The following is a 16355-nucleotide window of genomic DNA, read 5'->3' as shown; positions in this document are numbered from 1 at the left end:
TTAAAATATAAATTTAGCACTATCAGATTAAGAGTTTTGCAGGAAGATTTTACTGGTTTATTTCGTTTGTAATTATATCTAAAGATGGAAAACAAACAACCGATAGTTTCGGCTTTATTGTTGGTTAACCAACGATAAAGGGTTGTTGTGTTGTTTAACTGTGAAATAAAGTACAAGGAGAGCCAAAATGTTGAATAAGACTGAAAATATTGATCGTCGTATTAAACGAACACGCCAATTATTAAAAGACGCTCTTATTTCTCTGATTATGGAAAAAGACTTTGAGCTCATCACGGTCCAAGACATTACATCACGAGCAGATGTAAATAGAGCCACTTTTTACTCCCACTATCATAGTAAACACGATTTACTGGAGCAAACCATCAATGAAATATTGGAGGAATTTTCGGAAGCCGTCCGTTACATACCTGAGGCAAAAAAATACAAACTGGATGAAACGACAAAACCATACTCCATCTTTGTTCGCATGTTCGAACAAATCAGCAAACATGCCGACTTTTATAAAACCATGCTCAGCAAACGGGGCCGGCCCGGTTTTTGGAGACGAATGGTGGAAATTCTTCGTGAATCCGTCTACCAGCGCCAGTTAAACTTGCAGCCGGATGATCGGCAACTCATCGTTCCTAAAGATCTTTTAAGTACATACGCTTCTTCTTCCTATTTAGGGTTAATCATTTATTGGTTAGAAAGCGGAATGAGTTATACGCCCGAATATATGGCTTCTCAATTGACTCAATTGACGAATCTGGGCATTTTTAAAGCAGCCGGGCTAGATAAAAGGAATGATGGAACCAACATGGCGTGATACTCTCGCTCACAAAGCTTACTTGAGGGGCTTAGAAATGATGTTAAAGTCTTCAAATGAAGAGAAAATACCTCATTTTGTATCCTATATGCAATCTTAGTTAACATCGCCGTTCTTATAAAAAACAAAAGGCGAGAAATCTTTGGTAAACCAAGGGTTCCCTCGCTTTTTGCATCTTACCGGATACGTACCATTTAGGCAACTTCCAATGATCTGTTCGGCTTAAGTCAATCTTCTCCCTATTTCCCCCTTTTCTTGCTCCATCATGTATTTATACTCCTCCTCCAGGTCTGTTAAATTACGATTTAACAGGTGACAATCTTTCCGTTCATACGCCCCCAAATGAATGAGCTTATGAATGAGGTATTGCTTTCTTCTTTCAACTGCTGTACGAAGAATGTTTTTCATGTCATCACTCCTCCATTACCATTTCATTCCATCATATTCTCTAAAAATCACGATTACGACCAAATAATTCGATCCAGTATCTGCCCTGCAATAGAAGAGAAATGATGTAGCCCCTTCTAGCTTTTGTTGGAAGTTGCTGAAGCTTCATTGGGGCCGGTTCCCTAAACTTCTCTCTATAAAAATGTTAAATTGCCTGCATCCCAACACAAACTATTCCAATAAACAAACACGGGATTTTGGCAAAAAAGTTTGAAAAAGAGTAAAAAATTGTCATCCTATCAAGATAATGAATTAATCTTGATCTGGCATAGTCTGATAAACGGCTCATAACACCGTCTGTTGATTGACTCCATACTTCAAAAGTGGTTCTTCTCTTCAATAAATCATCATAAGAGTGCGGTACCAAAAAAGCTAAATGGACGAACTCTATTGTTTTAGGACTAGGATACCCTACAAGATTTTTCTGTTTTGGCTCATCGAACATACTAAATAAGCGGGAGATTGTTGATAATGTACCAGTAAAGTTTTCGTCCGTCGCAACATCAACTTCTGTGCCATCCACCCAAACACTTCGTCCATCTTGCAGACTTTGAATAAATTGATTTTTTTTGCTTACCCATACAAGTCTCCTTCCAAACTATAATTCTTCCGATTTTTCTTAAATCTACAAATGAGTCAGGAATTGTCTACATTGGTTTTAATAGAGTCACCTCATTTTAGCTTGTTCTTTCTAATAGAATAATTGATTGCCAAGAACCATCCAATCAATATAAATGCATAAATAAAAGGTACCCAGGCTGCATCCGCTGACCATGTATTGATTAAAGTTCGGGCATTTGTCAGAATAATAAACCCTCCCACCAGGACACCTAAAAGGTAAGCAGGCAATTTTTTTACCAACCATGCTGCAATCGGGGCTGCAATTACACCTCCAATCATGAGTGCAATGACCCAGTACCAGTTCACTTCTTCCCAACCAAGGGAAACCAAAAAGCCCAGAGTGGCTGAAACCGCAATAGCAAACTCACTAGTATCAACTGTACCAACAACTTTTCTCGCTGTACTCCCTTTTTTAGATAAGAGAATCGGTGTAGCGATGGGTCCCCATCCACCTCCGCCGGTGGCATCGGCAAACCCTGCAATAAGTCCAAGAGGGATGGATTGCTTTCGGGTTAATTCAATTGACTTTTTCTGTATTCCGGATTCGAATGTAAACAAAAAACGTAAAAGTACGTAAAAACCAAGAAGCATAAGAAATAAAGCAATAAATGGCTTTGCCACATCTCCTGGTAAATTGCTCAAAAAGCACGCTCCCACAAATGCGCCAATTGAACCGGGAATAATGAGTTGATACACGGCTTGTTTGTCTACGTTACCAAACTTGATATGAGAAGCACCGGATGCTGCTGTAGTGACAACTTCTGCAAGATGAACCGATGCCGAAGCAACGGTGGGTGCAATTCCGAATGTAAGTAATAATGTGGTCGAAGTAACACCGTACGCCATTCCGAGTGAACCATCAATTAATTGTGCTAAAAACCCAATGAAAGCAAAAATGATTAATTTACGCATAAATGATCCCCCTGTTTTAAATATAAAATGCCTTTAACCACACCTCATTGTCCAGACCTTCAATTTTTTCAATCAGCCTTTGCAACAAAGTATTTCAATGTGTTAGCTATGGTTTAATCTCCTTTTCGTCATAAAATAAGATTCCAAAGTAACATGATTAAGTTTGTCGACTTTCTAAATTACATTATGAATTTTTTTATATAGATGTGCTTGTCCCATATTGTAAATGGACGAACTCCTATGTATATAATTTTTAAACATACAATAACATGGTATAAAGGTTGTTAATTTTGGGGTGACCATCATATGAAGATTTCAAGTAAAGGGGAATACGCACTAAGAGCTCTAATAACCTTAGCCAAAGATGAAAAAGAACTGATGCAGATTAAAGACATTGCACAAGAGACATTAGTGCCTCCACAATACCTGGAACAAATTTTGTTGCATTTAAAAAGCCACGGCTATGTTAAAAGTAAACGGGGGGTATATGGAGGATATACATTGAAGGAATCACCCGATAAGATCATCATCGGAAAAGTGATTCGTGACTTGGAAGGTCCACTTGCGCCTATGGGATGTGTAAGCATTACCTCATATGAATATTGTCCTCTTGAAGATAACGGCTGTTTATTAAAACCCCTATGGGCTCTAATTCGGGACGTTGTGGCAGATTTATTGGATCATACTACCTTAAAAGATCTTTTGGAGGGAAATATTTATAAAAATTAACCACCTTGGTCCTGGATTTAATGGGACTAAGGTGGCTACTTCAGACGGTTCAGAAGCAACCAACCTGCTAATCAGCCTTGCCATTCCGATTCCTGATGTCCAACCTGTGGTACGGTTAATATTTAATGAATTAAACCGTAAAAACCAGCTTTGCATTTCTTGATAGATTTCCTCTTTTTTCTCTCTTGAAATCACTAATGTTTTGCCATTAAGAGAAACGCGGCTGAAAATAGGAACTTGAGAACCTCCAAACAGACTTCTTCTATCTTTTGATCAAGTGAAAGAAGAAAACCCATCGTTGCCCCAAGCGTCCCTGCCCCTCCTATAATGGAAATTTTATTCATAATCTGCTCCTCCTAACCCTTATCAGACATAATGAATATTGGCCGCTTTCCCTTTACAGAGAAACCGGCCAACTCCCCCTAGACTCGATACTTCCTTATGTCGAACACATTTCCTGATTTAGGCCTGAATGGATTGCTTCTCAATGGACACTTCTTCATTCTCTTTATGAAGGGAAGAAGATTGAAGACCCTTGCTTGAAATTGCCATGACAAGCAAGCAGCTGGCGGCCATCAAGGCTCCATCCAGCAGCAATGGTGCTCCCCAGCTTTGCGTACTGTCACGTAAAAACCCTGATACAACTGGAGAAAGAACTGCGCCTACTTCTGCAATTAAATTCCACATCCCAAAGGCTGTCCCGCGTTTCCCCTCTGGTGCAAGTTCGGCCGTTAACGCATGTGCCACAGGCTGCAAGGCGAAAAAGAACAACCCGGAAACAAACAAAATCAGAGACATGATAACTGGATTATTGTTTCCAAGCTGTACATAAGCTGTAAAGATGAAAATGGAAACGGTTAAAAGGCCGGTCAAAATCGCTAGTATATTCCGGCGGCCATTCCTCCTATTCGCTACCTTATCAGAAATTCTCCCTCCCAGCGGGAACCCTATGATACCTGCAAGCCCATTAAATGAAGCAACCAATGCTGCCCCCATCAACGCTCCGCCGCCAAATTCCTGGACGATCGATACAGACCAAAACCCGTAAAACCAAAGGTGCCACATAATCGCAATGGCAGATAAGTAGAGAAAAATAAGGTTTCGATTCATAAGAACCGGGTATACGTCCGATTTTTTTGTTTTATAAAGATAAAGAATAAGCAACGGGGCTAGACCGGTCAGAATAAAGGCAATCATAACGGACGATATTCCTAATTTCGTAGAAGCAAAATAAATCGCCATAATGATCGATAGAAAAACGACGGAATACATACAAAGCTGCACCAAAGCTTTTCCATAGTACTCTTTCACACCTGGAGACTCAGAATCTACTGACTGTTTCAGCTTAGAATTCGGTCTCATAAATTTGAACATCAGGATTACAACGAGAAAACTAATACCACCCATTAGCAGAAATGGGAATCGCCATGCCTCTTTCCCCATCATCGGTTCTGCCAATCCAAGGAGCAACGGTGTTCCAATCGTTGCAACAGTAAGTCCCACAGACAATCCAGTAATAACAACCCCCATTCCTAAGCCTATCTTCTCAGGAGGGGTATTAAATACAATGTAGGAACGATCATTTGAATAAAGTATACCTTCACCAAGGCCAAGAAGCACACGTAACATGACAAACATGACAAGTCCGCCTGTCAAACCTGTCAATATCGTAGCTACGCCCGCCCAGACGATGCTTAAAATAATAACAGGCCGATATCCAAATTTATCTCCCAAATAACCTCCTGGAAACTGGTTGAGCATAAATCCGGCAAAAAACAAGCTTCCGATTAATCCCCCAAATTCATGCGGGTTAGGAATATTAGAGAAAAATGAAACTTTGTTTTCAATCATCCATGTGATAACGGGACCGGTCGCTGTTCGATCTATATAGGAAACAAACCAACCCAAAAACAACATTGTCCATATTGTATGATACCTTTGCCATCCTTTTTTTAACATTAACTATTCACTCCTTTTAATCGATTAAGGCTCCCTGAATCCGTCATTTTTTCTAAACAATTCTTCGTTGTTCTCCCCCCCAGGATGACAGCGGTTACAATTTTATTAAGAAATCATGCTACGCTTATACCAATCTAGTTCAAAAAGGATATTTTCTAGCTTCTGTTTGGATTGAAACCCATTTCACCGTTGTAAATTCTTCCAATGCCCATTCCCCATTGTAGCGTCCAAGACCCGAGCTTTTTTCCCCTCCAAACGGAACTTCCGGTTCATCATTCACCGTTTGATCGTTCACATGGGTCATTCCACTTTCTATCTTTTGGGCAAATTCTAATCCTTTCTCAAGGTCACTTGTAAACACGGCTGAACTTAAGCCGAATTCTGTATCGTTGGCTAATTCAAGAGCTTCCTCTTCAGAGTCATACGCAATAACAGAAACAGCCGGCCCAAATATTTCCCTTTGTGCAATGGTCGAATTGTTGGTCACGTTAGTCAGCACAAATGGTGTTAGAACATTGCCTACCCGTTTCCCTTCCAAGGCGACGGTCGCTCCTTCTTTCTTGGCAGTTTCTACTAAACTTAAGATTTCTTGAATATGCCCTTCATTAATAATAGGCCCGATAATAACCTCCGGCTTTTTGGGATCGCCGTAAGGAAGATTTGATAACTTAGATACTAACATGTCAACGAATTCATCATGAATGCTTCTATGCACTAGAATACGATTAATACTCATACAAATTTGCCCCTGATGTAAAAAGCCTCCAAAAGCCGCAGCATCGACGGCCTGTTTCAAATTTGCATCTTTTAACACAATAAACGGATTGTTTCCACCTAATTCAAGGGCCGCCCGCTTTAAGTTTTTACCGGCTAAAGAACCAACCTTGCGACCTGCGGGGGTGGATCCTGTAAATGAAATCACCCGTGGAATCGGATGTTCAATAAAACTGTCTCCGATTTCAGCTGACTTCGTGATTAACACGTTTAAAACACCTTTGGGGAGCCCCGCTAATTCAAAGATTTTGGCAATAATAGCTCCCCCTGAAATAGCAGTTTGTAAATCTGGTTTATGTACCACCGCATTACCGGCAGCAATGGCAGGTGCAATCGAACGCATCGATAAATGGAATGGGAAATTGAACGGTGCAATGATCCCTACTACACCGGCAGCCTTACGGTAAATGTGATTTTCTTTCCCCGGTATAGGAGATGGTACCCTTACAGGTTCCATTCGATAAGGAAATGTTTTGGCTTCATTCATAATTCCTAAAGCTGCTTGTACTTCGATATTTGCCTTGAGTGTAGAGCTCCCTGATTCACGAATCAATAAATCAATAACTTCTGTCTTATACTGTTCTAAAATACTCATCGCATTTTCGATAACTCTTACTTTTTCTTCTTTCGGTGTTGCTTCCCACTGTTTTTGAGCTTCCTTAGCAGTACGGTAAGCCTCATCAACATCTGTTTTGCTTGCTAATGCAACTTCTGTAAACACACTATTGTCAAACGGGTCTACAATGGCAGCTGTTTTCTTGGAACTCCCCTCTTTCCATACACCATTAATAAATTGTTTATTGACATCTCTAAATATTTGAGCAACCGTAATCAATGTTACCATTCCTTTCTTATTGGCATTTTCAACTTTTTTCCACTTTAATGGTCGGTATATTCATTTATTTAATCGCTATTTTAAATAGAAGAAAATTGAACATCCAGCATAGTAGACCGGCTTTCATTGGCGCTATTAATCGCCGGAAGGTAAACATCCAGCACAGCAGATCGACCTTCCTTAACGGCATGAATTGCGTTCTGTAATGCTTCTTTTAACTCACTTGGCTTTTTAACTGTTTGAGCAAAAGCACCACCAGCAGCTTCGGCAATCTTAGCTAGATCAGCAGGCGGATCAAAATCTACCCAGAATTGATTTGTCTCATTGGCAATTCCATTGGGATGAACGCCTAACGTGGATAGTTTTGGCGATTTCCACCCCCGATTGTTATAAATAATCGTTAAGAATGGAGCGTCATATTTACGCGCCACCCAGTGAACAGATGATGGTACGCTGAATAAATAGGAGCCATCACCTGTAAGACTAATGACTGTTTTATCTTTTGAAGATAATTTGGCTCCAATCGCAGCGCCGCCATTCCAACCTAAAGAGCCTCCACCGCTTCCGATAATAGAACCTGGCCTTTTCGCTTGAATGTGTTTGTAAATGGTTTCATAATTGGAAATTCCTTCGTTCATGATGATCGTGTTTTCATCAACGATCTCTCTCACACAAGCAGTCAAATACTCTGGCGTAATCCTATCTTCTCGATACTGTTCATGTTTGCGCCATTCCGCTCTTTGTTCATAATGAATGTTTGAAATAGTAGCGCGGCGCTTGACAATGGCCTTTTCGTCAAGAGCCGTGTGCCTTAAAAATTCGTTCAATTGTTGGAGGGCGATATGCGAATCAGCTGCAAAGAAACGCTTAGATGGAATATACCATAAAGGCATTTGTTGTTTTAAAGGATCTGCGTCAATGTAGTAAATGGTGCAATCTTCTGACGGCTTATTTTTCAACGGAATCCATGGAACATCACTATCTAAAACCAGCACAAAATCGGCAGCACCAAGTAGTTCGTTTTGTTCTGGCGTGTTCCACTGATAGCCGCAATGCATAGGATGATCGGCAGGAAAGTTCATATAATTGGGAACAGACTCAATTACCGGTATTGACAACCGCTCACTTAACTGTAAAAGCCCCTTCACCGCGTCCGGATTTCGTCCTAAATATGATGTAATAATCAACGGCTTTTCTGCTTTCACTAAATCTTCAACGATATCGTGAACCCCTTGGGGAGGAAGTGCAGCCGGCGCTATTGGTTGCCATAGCTCCGTGTTAATGGATACAGGTTCAGTCTCTTCTTCCATCACTTCCCGCGGTCCCATGAGATACACCGGTCCCTTCGGAGCACTCTGGGCAAACTGCAGGGCTCTGTGAACAATCTGTTTTACATTTTTACCGCTTCGAATCTCATTATCGTACTTTGTATATCCCCTAACAATGCCGCGCTGATCGGAAACATCTTGAATCCAATGGATGAACTCGTTGCGGCTGCCAGCCTGTTCACCTTCCTGCGTATATGGGGAAGCACCGGCAAATATAAGAACAGGCACTCTGCCCTTAGCGGCGTTATGAACGGCCCCGCCAAGATTTTGAGTTCCACATTCTACATGGACAACTACAGCTTGTGGTTTGCCGGTAACCTGGGCGTAACCATTTGCCGCACTTAAAGCGACCATTTCGTGAGGACAAATAATGACTTCGGGAAGCTTGATGTTTTTCTTACGCGCTTCCGCCAAACTTTCGATCATGGCAGGATGATCACTTCCTAGATTAGCAAAAATATAGGACACACCCGCTTCTTGAAGCGCTTCCAAAAATGCTGTGCTCGTTGTATATTTACTTAACAAAGTAAACTCCCCTTTCTAGATAACTGGACTCTTTAAGTAATTTCCCGAAACATATTCGTAATTTTCTTAAAATTCATGAATTTAAGTATGTACATATTGTAAGTTGAACGGTAACCATTTTACAATACTATTGTAACTATAGAAATCATAGTTAAAAACTATCATAGAGGTGAGCGTTATGGAATTACGTCTCCTAGAGTACTTTGTAGCCGTTTGCGAGGAACTTCATTTCACCAAAGCAGCTGAAAAATTGCATATCAGCCAGCCTACGCTAAGTCAACAAATCCGCATTTTAGAAAGCAATTTGGGAACCCCTCTTTTTCAGCGTATTGGAAAAAAGGTTTACATTACCCAAGCGGGGCAAATCCTGTTTCAGCACACACAGCGCATATTTTTTGAATTGAATCAAGTAAGGAATGAAATTAATGAGTTAAAGGACTTACAACGAGGAAAAATAACGATAGGCTGCTCGGGGAATTATTTGCTCCTTTCCTCCATCATATCATTTCACGAACGATACCCGGGAATCGAATTGTCCGTTATTGACACAACAACCGAAGAAACAATCGAAAAAATTTTAAATAATCAGTTTGATATGGGCATTGTTTTTTTACCGATAAAAGAGAATCAACTTGAAAGCAGACGATTATTTTGCACAGAACTTTCTCTTGCTGTTTCGGCCGAACACGAATTTGCGAACGCTCCTTTTATAAAACTAGAAAATTTGCAATCGATACCCATTTTCTTGTTACAAAAAAAGTATTTAATAAGACAAGACATCGACAACTACTGCAGGGAGTCCGGTTTCACATTAAAACCGATTGTCGAATTATCTGATATGCAATCCTTGCTGCAAATGACGCTGCTTAATAAGGGAGTCACCATCTTACCTACGCCATATTTAGCAAACATTGATGATGATCGAATTCGGCAAATCCCCATTATTGATCCACTCCCCAAAAAAGACGTGGGCGTTGTCTATCGAAAAGACACCTTTATGCCTTCAACGATAAAAACGTTTATTGAACATTTGCTGGAAGATTACAAAGTATAGATTTACAATGTTTTTCAGCCGCACCTTCTCTTCAGTTGTTTCTCAATCCGCGGTAAAAGACCTGTGACCACCCTAAAATAACAAATGATTCATGAAAAGATCATGAATCATTTGTTAAATACAACTTTATAAGGTCGTTTTATCCCATCGTTTATGATCGTTGATTAGATTGAATGCTTTTTAATGCATCCGCAAACCTTGAAATGCCTTCCTGAATCAAGTTTGCTTCCCCTCTGCCAAAAGTAAAGCGTACATACCCCTTTTTTGAACCAAAAACATTTCCCGGAACGAAGGTCACTCCCTTTTTCATGGATTCTTCAAGTAAATGATATTCATTAATGGAACCATTTACCTTGCACCACATATGGATTCCGCCTTCTGGAATAAAACATTCAATTTGGCCATTTAAAAATTCATCAAGACTGGAGATTATTTGGTCCCTTCGCTGCTTGAGCTGCTTTCGAAGCATACGGATATGTGTGTTAAAGTGCTTTGACTCCAAAAATTGATTGGCTACCCATTGAGGAAAAATACTGTGTCCAAAGTCCACTTGCTGTTTTGCGTCTGCCAGGCGTTGAATCACCTGCGGGGGGCCAATAATCCATCCGATTCGCAACCCCGATGCTACGATTTTCGATAAGGAGCTAATATATAGAATATTCCCGTTATGATCCATCGATTTTAGAGTTGAGTTTACTTCCCCATTGAAGGAAGTTAAACTATAAGGATCATCTTCTATAATCGGGATACCAAACTCAGATGATAATTCCAGAATTTTTTTACGGCGTGTAAAAGGAAGGGAAGTTCCCGTAGGGTTTTGATGATCTGGATTTAAAAAAACCATTCGGATTCGATGCTTCTTGTGTAGACATATAAGATCATCCGGATCTATTCCATGTTCGTCCACAGGCAAAAGGAAGGTTCTTAGCCCGGCAGACTGGAAAATCGGAAGGGAAAAACAATAAGACGGATCCTCAATGGCAACAGCATCTCCCGGCTTAAGCAAGCATTGAACAATGAGATGGAGAGCTTGTTGAGCACCGGACGTAATAAGAATAGAAGAAGAACTTGTATCTATATTCTTGTATTCTTTAATATGTGAGGATATCGTTTCCCTTAAGATCTCGTTCCCTTGTGGATGATCATAGCCAAGATGACCCATAAATGGCTGATCTGAGAGGATAGTACGAAATTGATCGATTGGAAACAAATCCGGCGACAATTCACCGCTAGCCAAATTAATCAGATCCTTCTTTTGAGTTTCCATGCGAATTCGCTGAACCAAAGGAAGATTAGGAAGAAAAGAACCGTCCTCTACATAGCGGTCCCAGTTTGGGATACGTTTATGTGATATCCCCCATATATCTGTGCTTACACGTGTTCCGCTTCCTTTTTTCCTCTCTACTATTCCAAGCGATTGCAGTTCCTCATATGCGGCTACTACCGTGCTGCGATTGACTTGCAGCTCTTTTGCTAAAGCACGTTCCGAGGGCAACAAACTGCCTGGGGAGAATGCTCCCGAAGAAATCTCACGTTCAATATAGTCTGCAATTTGTTTGTAAATAGGTTTTTTATCCGTACGATCGGGTTTCCATTCCATTTAAATTCCATCCCTACCATCATTTCTTTATTTATATCATTATAGTAAAGCGGATCATTAAAGTAAAATTTCGTTGAATGGCCTCTATAAGGTGACAATTGCATACCACGTGACTCCTATAAGAAGGCCTAAAAGAAGTACGATATAGATAGCGGATAAATTCGTTACATTCCGCTTAGTAGACTTACCATAGTTTGCCTCCACGTTTCTTGCAACGAATATCGTACTCAGGAGTGATACAACACCAATCGTAATGACTAGTAAAAAGGCAAATTTCATTGGCTTTCTCCTCTCTAAAAACAGCCTGTTTGAATAGAAAATGTAGTAGATAGGGACTACCTTTTCTTTCTATAATAAGGAACATAGAAAAAAAAGGACCATCCACTTTCACAATATTTTGCCCATCCACTTTATAAGTAAAAGATTCTGTTGCAAAAAATCTCGCCTTTGTTGTTCATAGCCATCTTGTAGATTATCCCAAGTGTCCCAAATTCCATATTTTTTGATTTCTAATCATACTTATTTCCACTATTCAATGTAATATCACTCACTCCTAAATTCTTTACATATTTAGGTATGAATAAGGAAACCATATATGTTGTTCCAATACATATAACAACTTAAAGACTACCTACGTCAGTAGGTAGCCTAAGCCATATTGGAATATTTCATTTTACTTGTTATGTTTAAACATTCGTTAGCGAGACGTACCAGCTGCGCCAGGTACTTGCCCTGATAATTGAGATTGGGCTGTCGCAACAAGACGCTTTGTGATCTCGCCACCTACTGAACCGTTTGCACGAGCTGTTTGGTCTGCTCCAAGCTGCACACCAAATTCAGTCGCGATTTCATATTTTAATTGCTCAATTGCTAGTTCTGCACCTTGTACTAATAAGCGGTTACGGCCGCCACTGCGGTTTGACATCTGTCTTCACCTCCTTGTACATCCTTAAGATTCCTTTTATCTAAACGGCCGATACCTTGAAAATTTTGGATGAATAGTAAAGAGGAAACCCTTCATAATGTAACAGTAAGAGGTTTCTTTATCTTCATAAATAGTACGTTGTTTTTAAATTTTTGTAATGTTTTGACATCATTTGTCATAACTATTTTCATTTTGTCTTATCTTACTCATAATATTCTTATAGTCTCTATCTTCATTATCGACCTACTGGACGCCCTAGGGACCGAAAAATTTCGATGAGGTGAGAAGAAACAATGTCAACCACATTCTTTGCAGCAGATCAAATAGAAGACTTACCAGATTATATTGTTAACAAAAGAAAAGAATTGATGGATCTAGGTATAAATTACGGATTTTTAGATGAAAAAACAATCAAGTGCAGTCAGGATCTCGACAAACTTATCAATTTGTATATGCGGGGGCCTAATGCGTGTAGTTTGCATTCGTATGCACTTTGTAAAACAAAAAAAACTCCTCGGTAATCAAAGGATTTTTGTACGAGTAACTTCTTCTAATGGGTGTTATGTCAACTAAACAGCTTCAAGAAGGTTTTTAACAACAATAAGCGATCTTATTCATTCTCTCTAGAATAACAAGATCGCTTACACTGTTTCCTTATTCATTTTTTTATCCTTTCACTTTACTTGTTAATCTATCGTTTTATCATCTTATCTTCCAACTGATCTGGAATGGAAAATATAGATAGAGGTGGTTTAGTGGAATAAGGCTATAATATTTATACCCGGTTTACCTATTGAAAAGGGTATTCCCATACTCGTTGAAAATACCCTTTGTTTGTTAGTTTTGTTATTGACCAGCATTTTGGCCCTTTTTAGCTGCTTCTTGAGCGTTTAATCGTTGCGTTACTGTTTCCTCACTTGCGAATTCTGTTCCAAAGTCATTAGGTGTAAATGCACCGCCTTGTTGTTCTACTTTATAGACGTTTGCTCCGGCTTCAGTTTTCTTTGGCTGTTGATTGGTTACCATTGTTATCACCTCCACGAAGATTAATATGTCCAAGAGGATTTGACATAAACGAGGTTATGAGAAAAAAAATCTTCTCCCGAATAACTTCCCTCCTTTTTGGGTAAAAACAAATAAACGAAGATAATCTAAAAGGAGGTAATCATTTATGTCATTCATATGGAGTTTAATTATTGGCGGCATTATTGGCTGGGTAGCAAGCCTGTTAACAGGGCGTGATATTCCAGGAGGTATTATTGGAAATATTATCGCTGGTTTTATTGGAGCATGGTTAGGAACAGCTATCCTTGGAGACTTTGGACCGGAAGTTGGCGGCTTTGAGCTTATCCCAGCCATCATTGGTGCCGTCCTTTTAGCTTTGATTGTAAGCTTTATTATGAGAAGAATGCGTGGCAACCGTAATCATCATGCGTAATAAACAAAAAGAAATTTAAGAGTGAGGAACGAGTGTAAGCGATCTTGTTTTTCTAATCAGGAGGAACAAGGTCGCTTACGGTCATTGCTTGAACCAGTGGCAATATTAAGTTCATCATATTCCAACACACGTCCTTTATCTGAAAGGACACGCTTTTCTTCGACATCGATTTTGATTGCTATTTCTCCTGTATATAACTGAATATCGTTTTCTTTGTACCAATCCCAATCGTTCATAATAATATCATTTAATGTTGTATCACCTTGAAGGACGGTTGATAACTGAATTCGGTTATAGTTTGGATAGGGCTCGTCACCCAAAATTGTAATATTAAATTGACCGGAAGAGATTTTTAATAGATTGATTAGTGCAATTTTCACAGTCGAAACCGAGTTATTACATTGACCTAAGTCAATGTAACGCGGGATGTCTGTCCCCGGTACGGTTCCGTAATCTACATCATTGAAACGGAATTTGCCGCAGGATGTCGTTAAAATAACCGTTTCAGGAGGCAAGGATGTTGCCAATGAACGATAATATTCTCCACCTTTGCCTGGAGCGTCACAGCCGGCAATCACAAAGAAACGTTTAATCTTTTTATCCTTTACAGCTTGGATAATTTCAGGAGCTAGACCGATGACGGTTTGATGATGAAAACCTGTAAGTAACGTTTCGTCAGATTCCATATTCGCTTCAGGAAGTTCCAATGCAAATAAATTATGTCCTGTTACAACAATCGCTTTTCCTTCAATTTTATTTTGCTAATTCTGATTGTACAGGCTGTAATTCTTGTTCCTCTTCCTTAGGCGTTCTAACAACCAGTACATCACATTTTGCATAACGCAATATGTGTTCAGACACACTGCCGATAAGGAAACGTTCTACTGCATTTAGTTCTGTGGCATCACATACAATTAAATCTACATCGTGTTCAGGTGCAGATTGACGGTCCCATTTTGCATAAAACATAAAACCCATCATTTTTTTGAACTTATGGGACACCTTCTTAACGTTAAAATGCGTTTCATGTCCCTTGAAACGGCATTTCTAACGTGATTTTTGTACCTTTTTCCGGGGCTGAATGGATTTGAAGAGTTCCTCCAACTGCACGCGCCCTTTCCTCCATACTGAACAGACCAACACCGCGGGAAACTTTCTTCGATTCAAAACCCTTTCCCTTGTCTTCAATCACGACCCGGACAACACTGTCCAATTCTCTAATTGTAACAGCAGCTTCATCTGTTTCTGCATATTTACGTATATTTGTAAGAGCTTCTTGAATAATCCGATAAATCGTAATTTCATCATTGATTCCGAGGCGTCGTTGCAAAACACAATCAAAGAAAACGTCGATCTTATAATAGTCAGAAAAACGGGAAAGAAAGGATCGGATGGCTGGCACCAATCCAAGGTCATCTAATACGGATGGACGAAGATCCCAGGATATTTCACGAACTTCTTCAATCAATTGGGTTGCTTCCTGCTGCATTTGTTCGAGCAATGGATGATCAATTTCGGCATTTAAGCGGCTAATGGTGATAAGATGACTGTATAAATTTTGACCTATTCCATCATGCAGGTTCCTGGATAGTCTCTTTCTCTCCTCTTCCTGTACGTCAATGATTCTTGTCATCATTCTCTGTAATTCTTCTTCTACTCGTTTTCTCTCCGTAATTTCATATCGTATCGCAAGATATTGATATGGTTTTCCCTTTTCGTTTAAAAAAGGAACAATGGTCGTATCCACCCAGTAAAACATACCATCCTTTGCCCTGTTTTTTATTTCACCCTTCCACACTTCACCAGAAGAAATCGTTCGCCACATTTCTTTAAAGAATTCTTTTGAATGAAAGCCTGAATTCACAATCCGATGATCCTGGCCTATTAGCTCTTCCCTTGTATACTTTGAAATTCGACAAAACTGGTCATTTACATAATTAATAATTCCTCTTTGATCCGTAATCGCTACAATCGATGAGGCATCAAGGGCAAACTTTAGATCGACCAATTCTTTTAAAGGCTGTGATAGTTCTTTCCGAAGCTTTGGATGATTTCTCACATTATAAAAGACAAGCAGAAAAAAAGTTGCCCCATTGAGCAAAAAAGAATTCATTCTTAAAAACAACGGAAAAGTCTTTCCTTTTCTAGGGGTTCCATACTGCTGAACTATCACTCCTTCTTCAAGCTCATCAAGGTTGAGTTTCGGGAGAAGGGCCTGAATCTTTAGTCCGACGGCAGAGTTATTTTTATACCCAAACCTTTTGCCGGCCCTCTTATTTATAAAAGAGATGGTACCTGATTCATTTACAAGAATGGTTTCATCAGTGGAATCAGGAGCAAGCCTATTCGCTTTATCCTGCTGCGTAAAACTGTCCATCGACA

16 protein-coding genes and 3 pseudogenes are annotated in these 16355 nt (G+C 39.7%); 5 read left to right on the top strand and 14 right to left on the bottom strand.

All coding sequences use genetic code 11. From position 1 onward, the window contains the following. Positions 1–187 precede the first annotated feature (187 nt). Positions 188–826 carry a TetR/AcrR family transcriptional regulator gene (locus ACFOU2_RS08275; RefSeq protein WP_377914063.1) on the top strand — a complete coding sequence of 213 codons (639 nt, stop codon included), beginning with the start codon at positions 188–190 and terminating at the stop codon, positions 824–826. A 222-nt stretch (positions 827–1048) separates the two neighbouring features. Here ACFOU2_RS08275 and ACFOU2_RS08270 read toward each other — a convergent pair whose 3' ends face one another. From ACFOU2_RS08270 to ACFOU2_RS08260, 3 genes and pseudogenes are all read right to left on the bottom strand, one after another. Beyond that, positions 1049–1234, bottom strand: a complete 186-nt coding sequence (locus tag ACFOU2_RS08270) for a Fur-regulated basic protein FbpA (protein ID WP_377914061.1) — start codon at positions 1232–1234, stop codon at positions 1049–1051. Between the two features lie 229 nt (positions 1235–1463). Continuing rightward, positions 1464–1829, bottom strand: a pseudogene (locus ACFOU2_RS08265) (4-hydroxyphenylacetate 3-hydroxylase N-terminal domain-containing protein); the annotation flags it as partial. 116 nt (positions 1830–1945) lie between these two features. Beyond that, on the bottom strand, positions 1946–2806 hold the full coding sequence (locus ACFOU2_RS08260) for a sulfite exporter TauE/SafE family protein (RefSeq protein WP_377914059.1): 861 nt from the start codon (positions 2804–2806) through the stop codon (positions 1946–1948). A 306-nt stretch (positions 2807–3112) separates the two neighbouring features. Between ACFOU2_RS08260 and ACFOU2_RS08255 the strand changes: the two genes are divergently transcribed. Next, positions 3113–3535 (top strand): RrF2 family transcriptional regulator, encoded by a 423-nt coding sequence (locus ACFOU2_RS08255; protein ID WP_377914057.1) that lies wholly within the window; start codon positions 3113–3115, stop codon positions 3533–3535. Between the two features lie 194 nt (positions 3536–3729). On the opposite strand, the gene ACFOU2_RS08250 is transcribed toward ACFOU2_RS08255, so the two are convergent. The 4 genes from ACFOU2_RS08250 to ACFOU2_RS08235 form a co-directional block, all read right to left on the bottom strand. Next, positions 3730–3879 carry a hypothetical protein gene (locus ACFOU2_RS08250; protein ID WP_377914055.1) on the bottom strand — a complete coding sequence of 50 codons (150 nt, stop codon included), beginning with the start codon at positions 3877–3879 and terminating at the stop codon, positions 3730–3732. A 118-nt stretch (positions 3880–3997) separates the two neighbouring features. Continuing rightward, complete coding sequence (locus ACFOU2_RS08245) at positions 3998–5494, bottom strand: MFS transporter (RefSeq protein WP_377914053.1); 1497 nt, start codon at positions 5492–5494, stop codon at positions 3998–4000. A 139-nt stretch (positions 5495–5633) separates the two neighbouring features. Continuing rightward, the gene (locus ACFOU2_RS08240) at positions 5634–7100 is read right to left on the bottom strand and encodes an aldehyde dehydrogenase family protein (protein WP_377914280.1); all 1467 of its coding nucleotides are present in this window, start codon (positions 7098–7100) and stop codon (positions 5634–5636) included. An 83-nt stretch (positions 7101–7183) separates the two neighbouring features. Then, positions 7184–8956, bottom strand: coding sequence for a thiamine pyrophosphate-requiring protein (locus ACFOU2_RS08235; RefSeq protein WP_377914051.1), 1773 nt, complete (start codon positions 8954–8956; stop codon positions 7184–7186). A 178-nt stretch (positions 8957–9134) separates the two neighbouring features. On the opposite strand from ACFOU2_RS08235, the gene ACFOU2_RS08230 reads away from it, so the two are divergent. Next, entirely contained in the window at positions 9135–10010 is an 876-nt protein-coding gene (locus ACFOU2_RS08230) for a LysR family transcriptional regulator (RefSeq protein ID WP_377914049.1), read from the top strand. A gap of 151 nt (positions 10011–10161) precedes the next feature. On the opposite strand, the gene pdxR is transcribed toward ACFOU2_RS08230, so the two are convergent. From pdxR to ACFOU2_RS08215, 3 genes are all read right to left on the bottom strand, one after another. Further along, a complete protein-coding gene (pdxR, locus tag ACFOU2_RS08225) occupies positions 10162–11610 on the bottom strand; it encodes a MocR-like pyridoxine biosynthesis transcription factor PdxR (protein WP_377914047.1) in 1449 nt (482 codons plus the stop codon). An 84-nt stretch (positions 11611–11694) separates the two neighbouring features. Then, on the bottom strand, positions 11695–11889 hold the full coding sequence (locus ACFOU2_RS08220) for a hypothetical protein (RefSeq protein ID WP_377914045.1): 195 nt from the start codon (positions 11887–11889) through the stop codon (positions 11695–11697). A 418-nt stretch (positions 11890–12307) separates the two neighbouring features. Then, positions 12308–12535 (bottom strand): small, acid-soluble spore protein, alpha/beta type, encoded by a 228-nt coding sequence (locus ACFOU2_RS08215; RefSeq protein ID WP_377914043.1) that lies wholly within the window; start codon positions 12533–12535, stop codon positions 12308–12310. Positions 12536–12828: 293 nt separating this feature from the next. Here ACFOU2_RS08215 and ACFOU2_RS08210 point away from each other — a divergent pair, with 293 nt between their 5' ends. After that, positions 12829–13056, top strand: coding sequence for an aspartyl-phosphate phosphatase Spo0E family protein (locus ACFOU2_RS08210; protein WP_377914041.1), 228 nt, complete (start codon positions 12829–12831; stop codon positions 13054–13056). Between the two features lie 325 nt (positions 13057–13381). Here the strand turns inward: ACFOU2_RS08210 and ACFOU2_RS08205 are convergent, their stop codons facing one another. Further along, positions 13382–13561: a gamma-type small acid-soluble spore protein gene (locus ACFOU2_RS08205; protein WP_377914039.1), complete on the bottom strand. Its 180-nt coding sequence runs from the start codon at positions 13559–13561 to the stop codon at positions 13382–13384. Positions 13562–13706: 145 nt separating this feature from the next. Between ACFOU2_RS08205 and ACFOU2_RS08200 the strand changes: the two genes are divergently transcribed. Then, a complete protein-coding gene (locus ACFOU2_RS08200) occupies positions 13707–13973 on the top strand; it encodes a GlsB/YeaQ/YmgE family stress response membrane protein (protein WP_377914037.1) in 267 nt (88 codons plus the stop codon). A 365-nt stretch (positions 13974–14338) separates the two neighbouring features. On the opposite strand, the pseudogene ACFOU2_RS08195 reads toward ACFOU2_RS08200, so the two are convergent. The 3 genes and pseudogenes from ACFOU2_RS08195 to ACFOU2_RS08185 all read right to left on the bottom strand — a co-directional run. Continuing rightward, a pseudogene (locus tag ACFOU2_RS08195) lies at positions 14339–14683 on the bottom strand (hydroxylamine reductase); the annotation flags it as partial. Positions 14684–14726: 43 nt separating this feature from the next. Next, positions 14727–14912, bottom strand: a pseudogene (locus tag ACFOU2_RS08190) (universal stress protein); the annotation flags it as partial. 85 nt (positions 14913–14997) lie between these two features. Beyond that, positions 14998–16350, bottom strand: a complete 1353-nt coding sequence (locus ACFOU2_RS08185) for a sensor histidine kinase (RefSeq protein WP_377914035.1) — start codon at positions 16348–16350, stop codon at positions 14998–15000. Between the last annotated feature and the right edge of the window lie 5 nt (positions 16351–16355).

Origin of the sequence: Bacillus songklensis (genome assembly GCF_042649685.1) — a bacterium.
Taxonomy (GTDB): Bacteria; Bacillota; Bacilli; order Bacillales; family Bacillaceae_H; genus Bacillus_BA; species Bacillus_BA songklensis.
The sequence above is the reverse complement of the archived record's forward strand: the minus strand, read 5'-3'. Positions and strand labels throughout refer to the sequence as shown.

What these genes read in the sequence shown, in the direction of transcription:
- ACFOU2_RS08245 (WP_377914053.1), bottom strand. Translation starts at nt 5,494, where the DNA reads ATGTTAAAAAAAGGATGGCAAAGGTATCATACAATATGGACAATGTTG.
- ACFOU2_RS08220 (WP_377914045.1), bottom strand. Translation starts at nt 11,889, where the DNA reads ATGAAATTTGCCTTTTTACTAGTCATTACGATTGGTGTTGTATCACTC.
- ACFOU2_RS08215 (WP_377914043.1), bottom strand. Translation starts at nt 12,535, where the DNA reads ATGTCAAACCGCAGTGGCGGCCGTAACCGCTTATTAGTACAAGGTGCA.
- ACFOU2_RS08260 (WP_377914059.1), bottom strand. Translation starts at nt 2,806, where the DNA reads ATGCGTAAATTAATCATTTTTGCTTTCATTGGGTTTTTAGCACAATTA.
- ACFOU2_RS08250 (WP_377914055.1), bottom strand. Translation starts at nt 3,879, where the DNA reads ATGAATAAAATTTCCATTATAGGAGGGGCAGGGACGCTTGGGGCAACG.
- ACFOU2_RS08185 (WP_377914035.1), bottom strand. Translation starts at nt 16,350, where the DNA reads ATGGACAGTTTTACGCAGCAGGATAAAGCGAATAGGCTTGCTCCTGAT.
- ACFOU2_RS08255 (WP_377914057.1), top strand. Translation starts at nt 3,113, where the DNA reads ATGAAGATTTCAAGTAAAGGGGAATACGCACTAAGAGCTCTAATAACC.
- ACFOU2_RS08230 (WP_377914049.1), top strand. Translation starts at nt 9,135, where the DNA reads ATGGAATTACGTCTCCTAGAGTACTTTGTAGCCGTTTGCGAGGAACTT.
- ACFOU2_RS08275 (WP_377914063.1), top strand. Translation starts at nt 188, where the DNA reads ATGTTGAATAAGACTGAAAATATTGATCGTCGTATTAAACGAACACGC.
- pdxR (WP_377914047.1), bottom strand. Translation starts at nt 11,610, where the DNA reads ATGGAATGGAAACCCGATCGTACGGATAAAAAACCTATTTACAAACAA.
- ACFOU2_RS08200 (WP_377914037.1), top strand. Translation starts at nt 13,707, where the DNA reads ATGTCATTCATATGGAGTTTAATTATTGGCGGCATTATTGGCTGGGTA.
- ACFOU2_RS08270 (WP_377914061.1), bottom strand. Translation starts at nt 1,234, where the DNA reads ATGAAAAACATTCTTCGTACAGCAGTTGAAAGAAGAAAGCAATACCTC.
- ACFOU2_RS08205 (WP_377914039.1), bottom strand. Translation starts at nt 13,561, where the DNA reads ATGGTAACCAATCAACAGCCAAAGAAAACTGAAGCCGGAGCAAACGTC.
- ACFOU2_RS08210 (WP_377914041.1), top strand. Translation starts at nt 12,829, where the DNA reads ATGTCAACCACATTCTTTGCAGCAGATCAAATAGAAGACTTACCAGAT.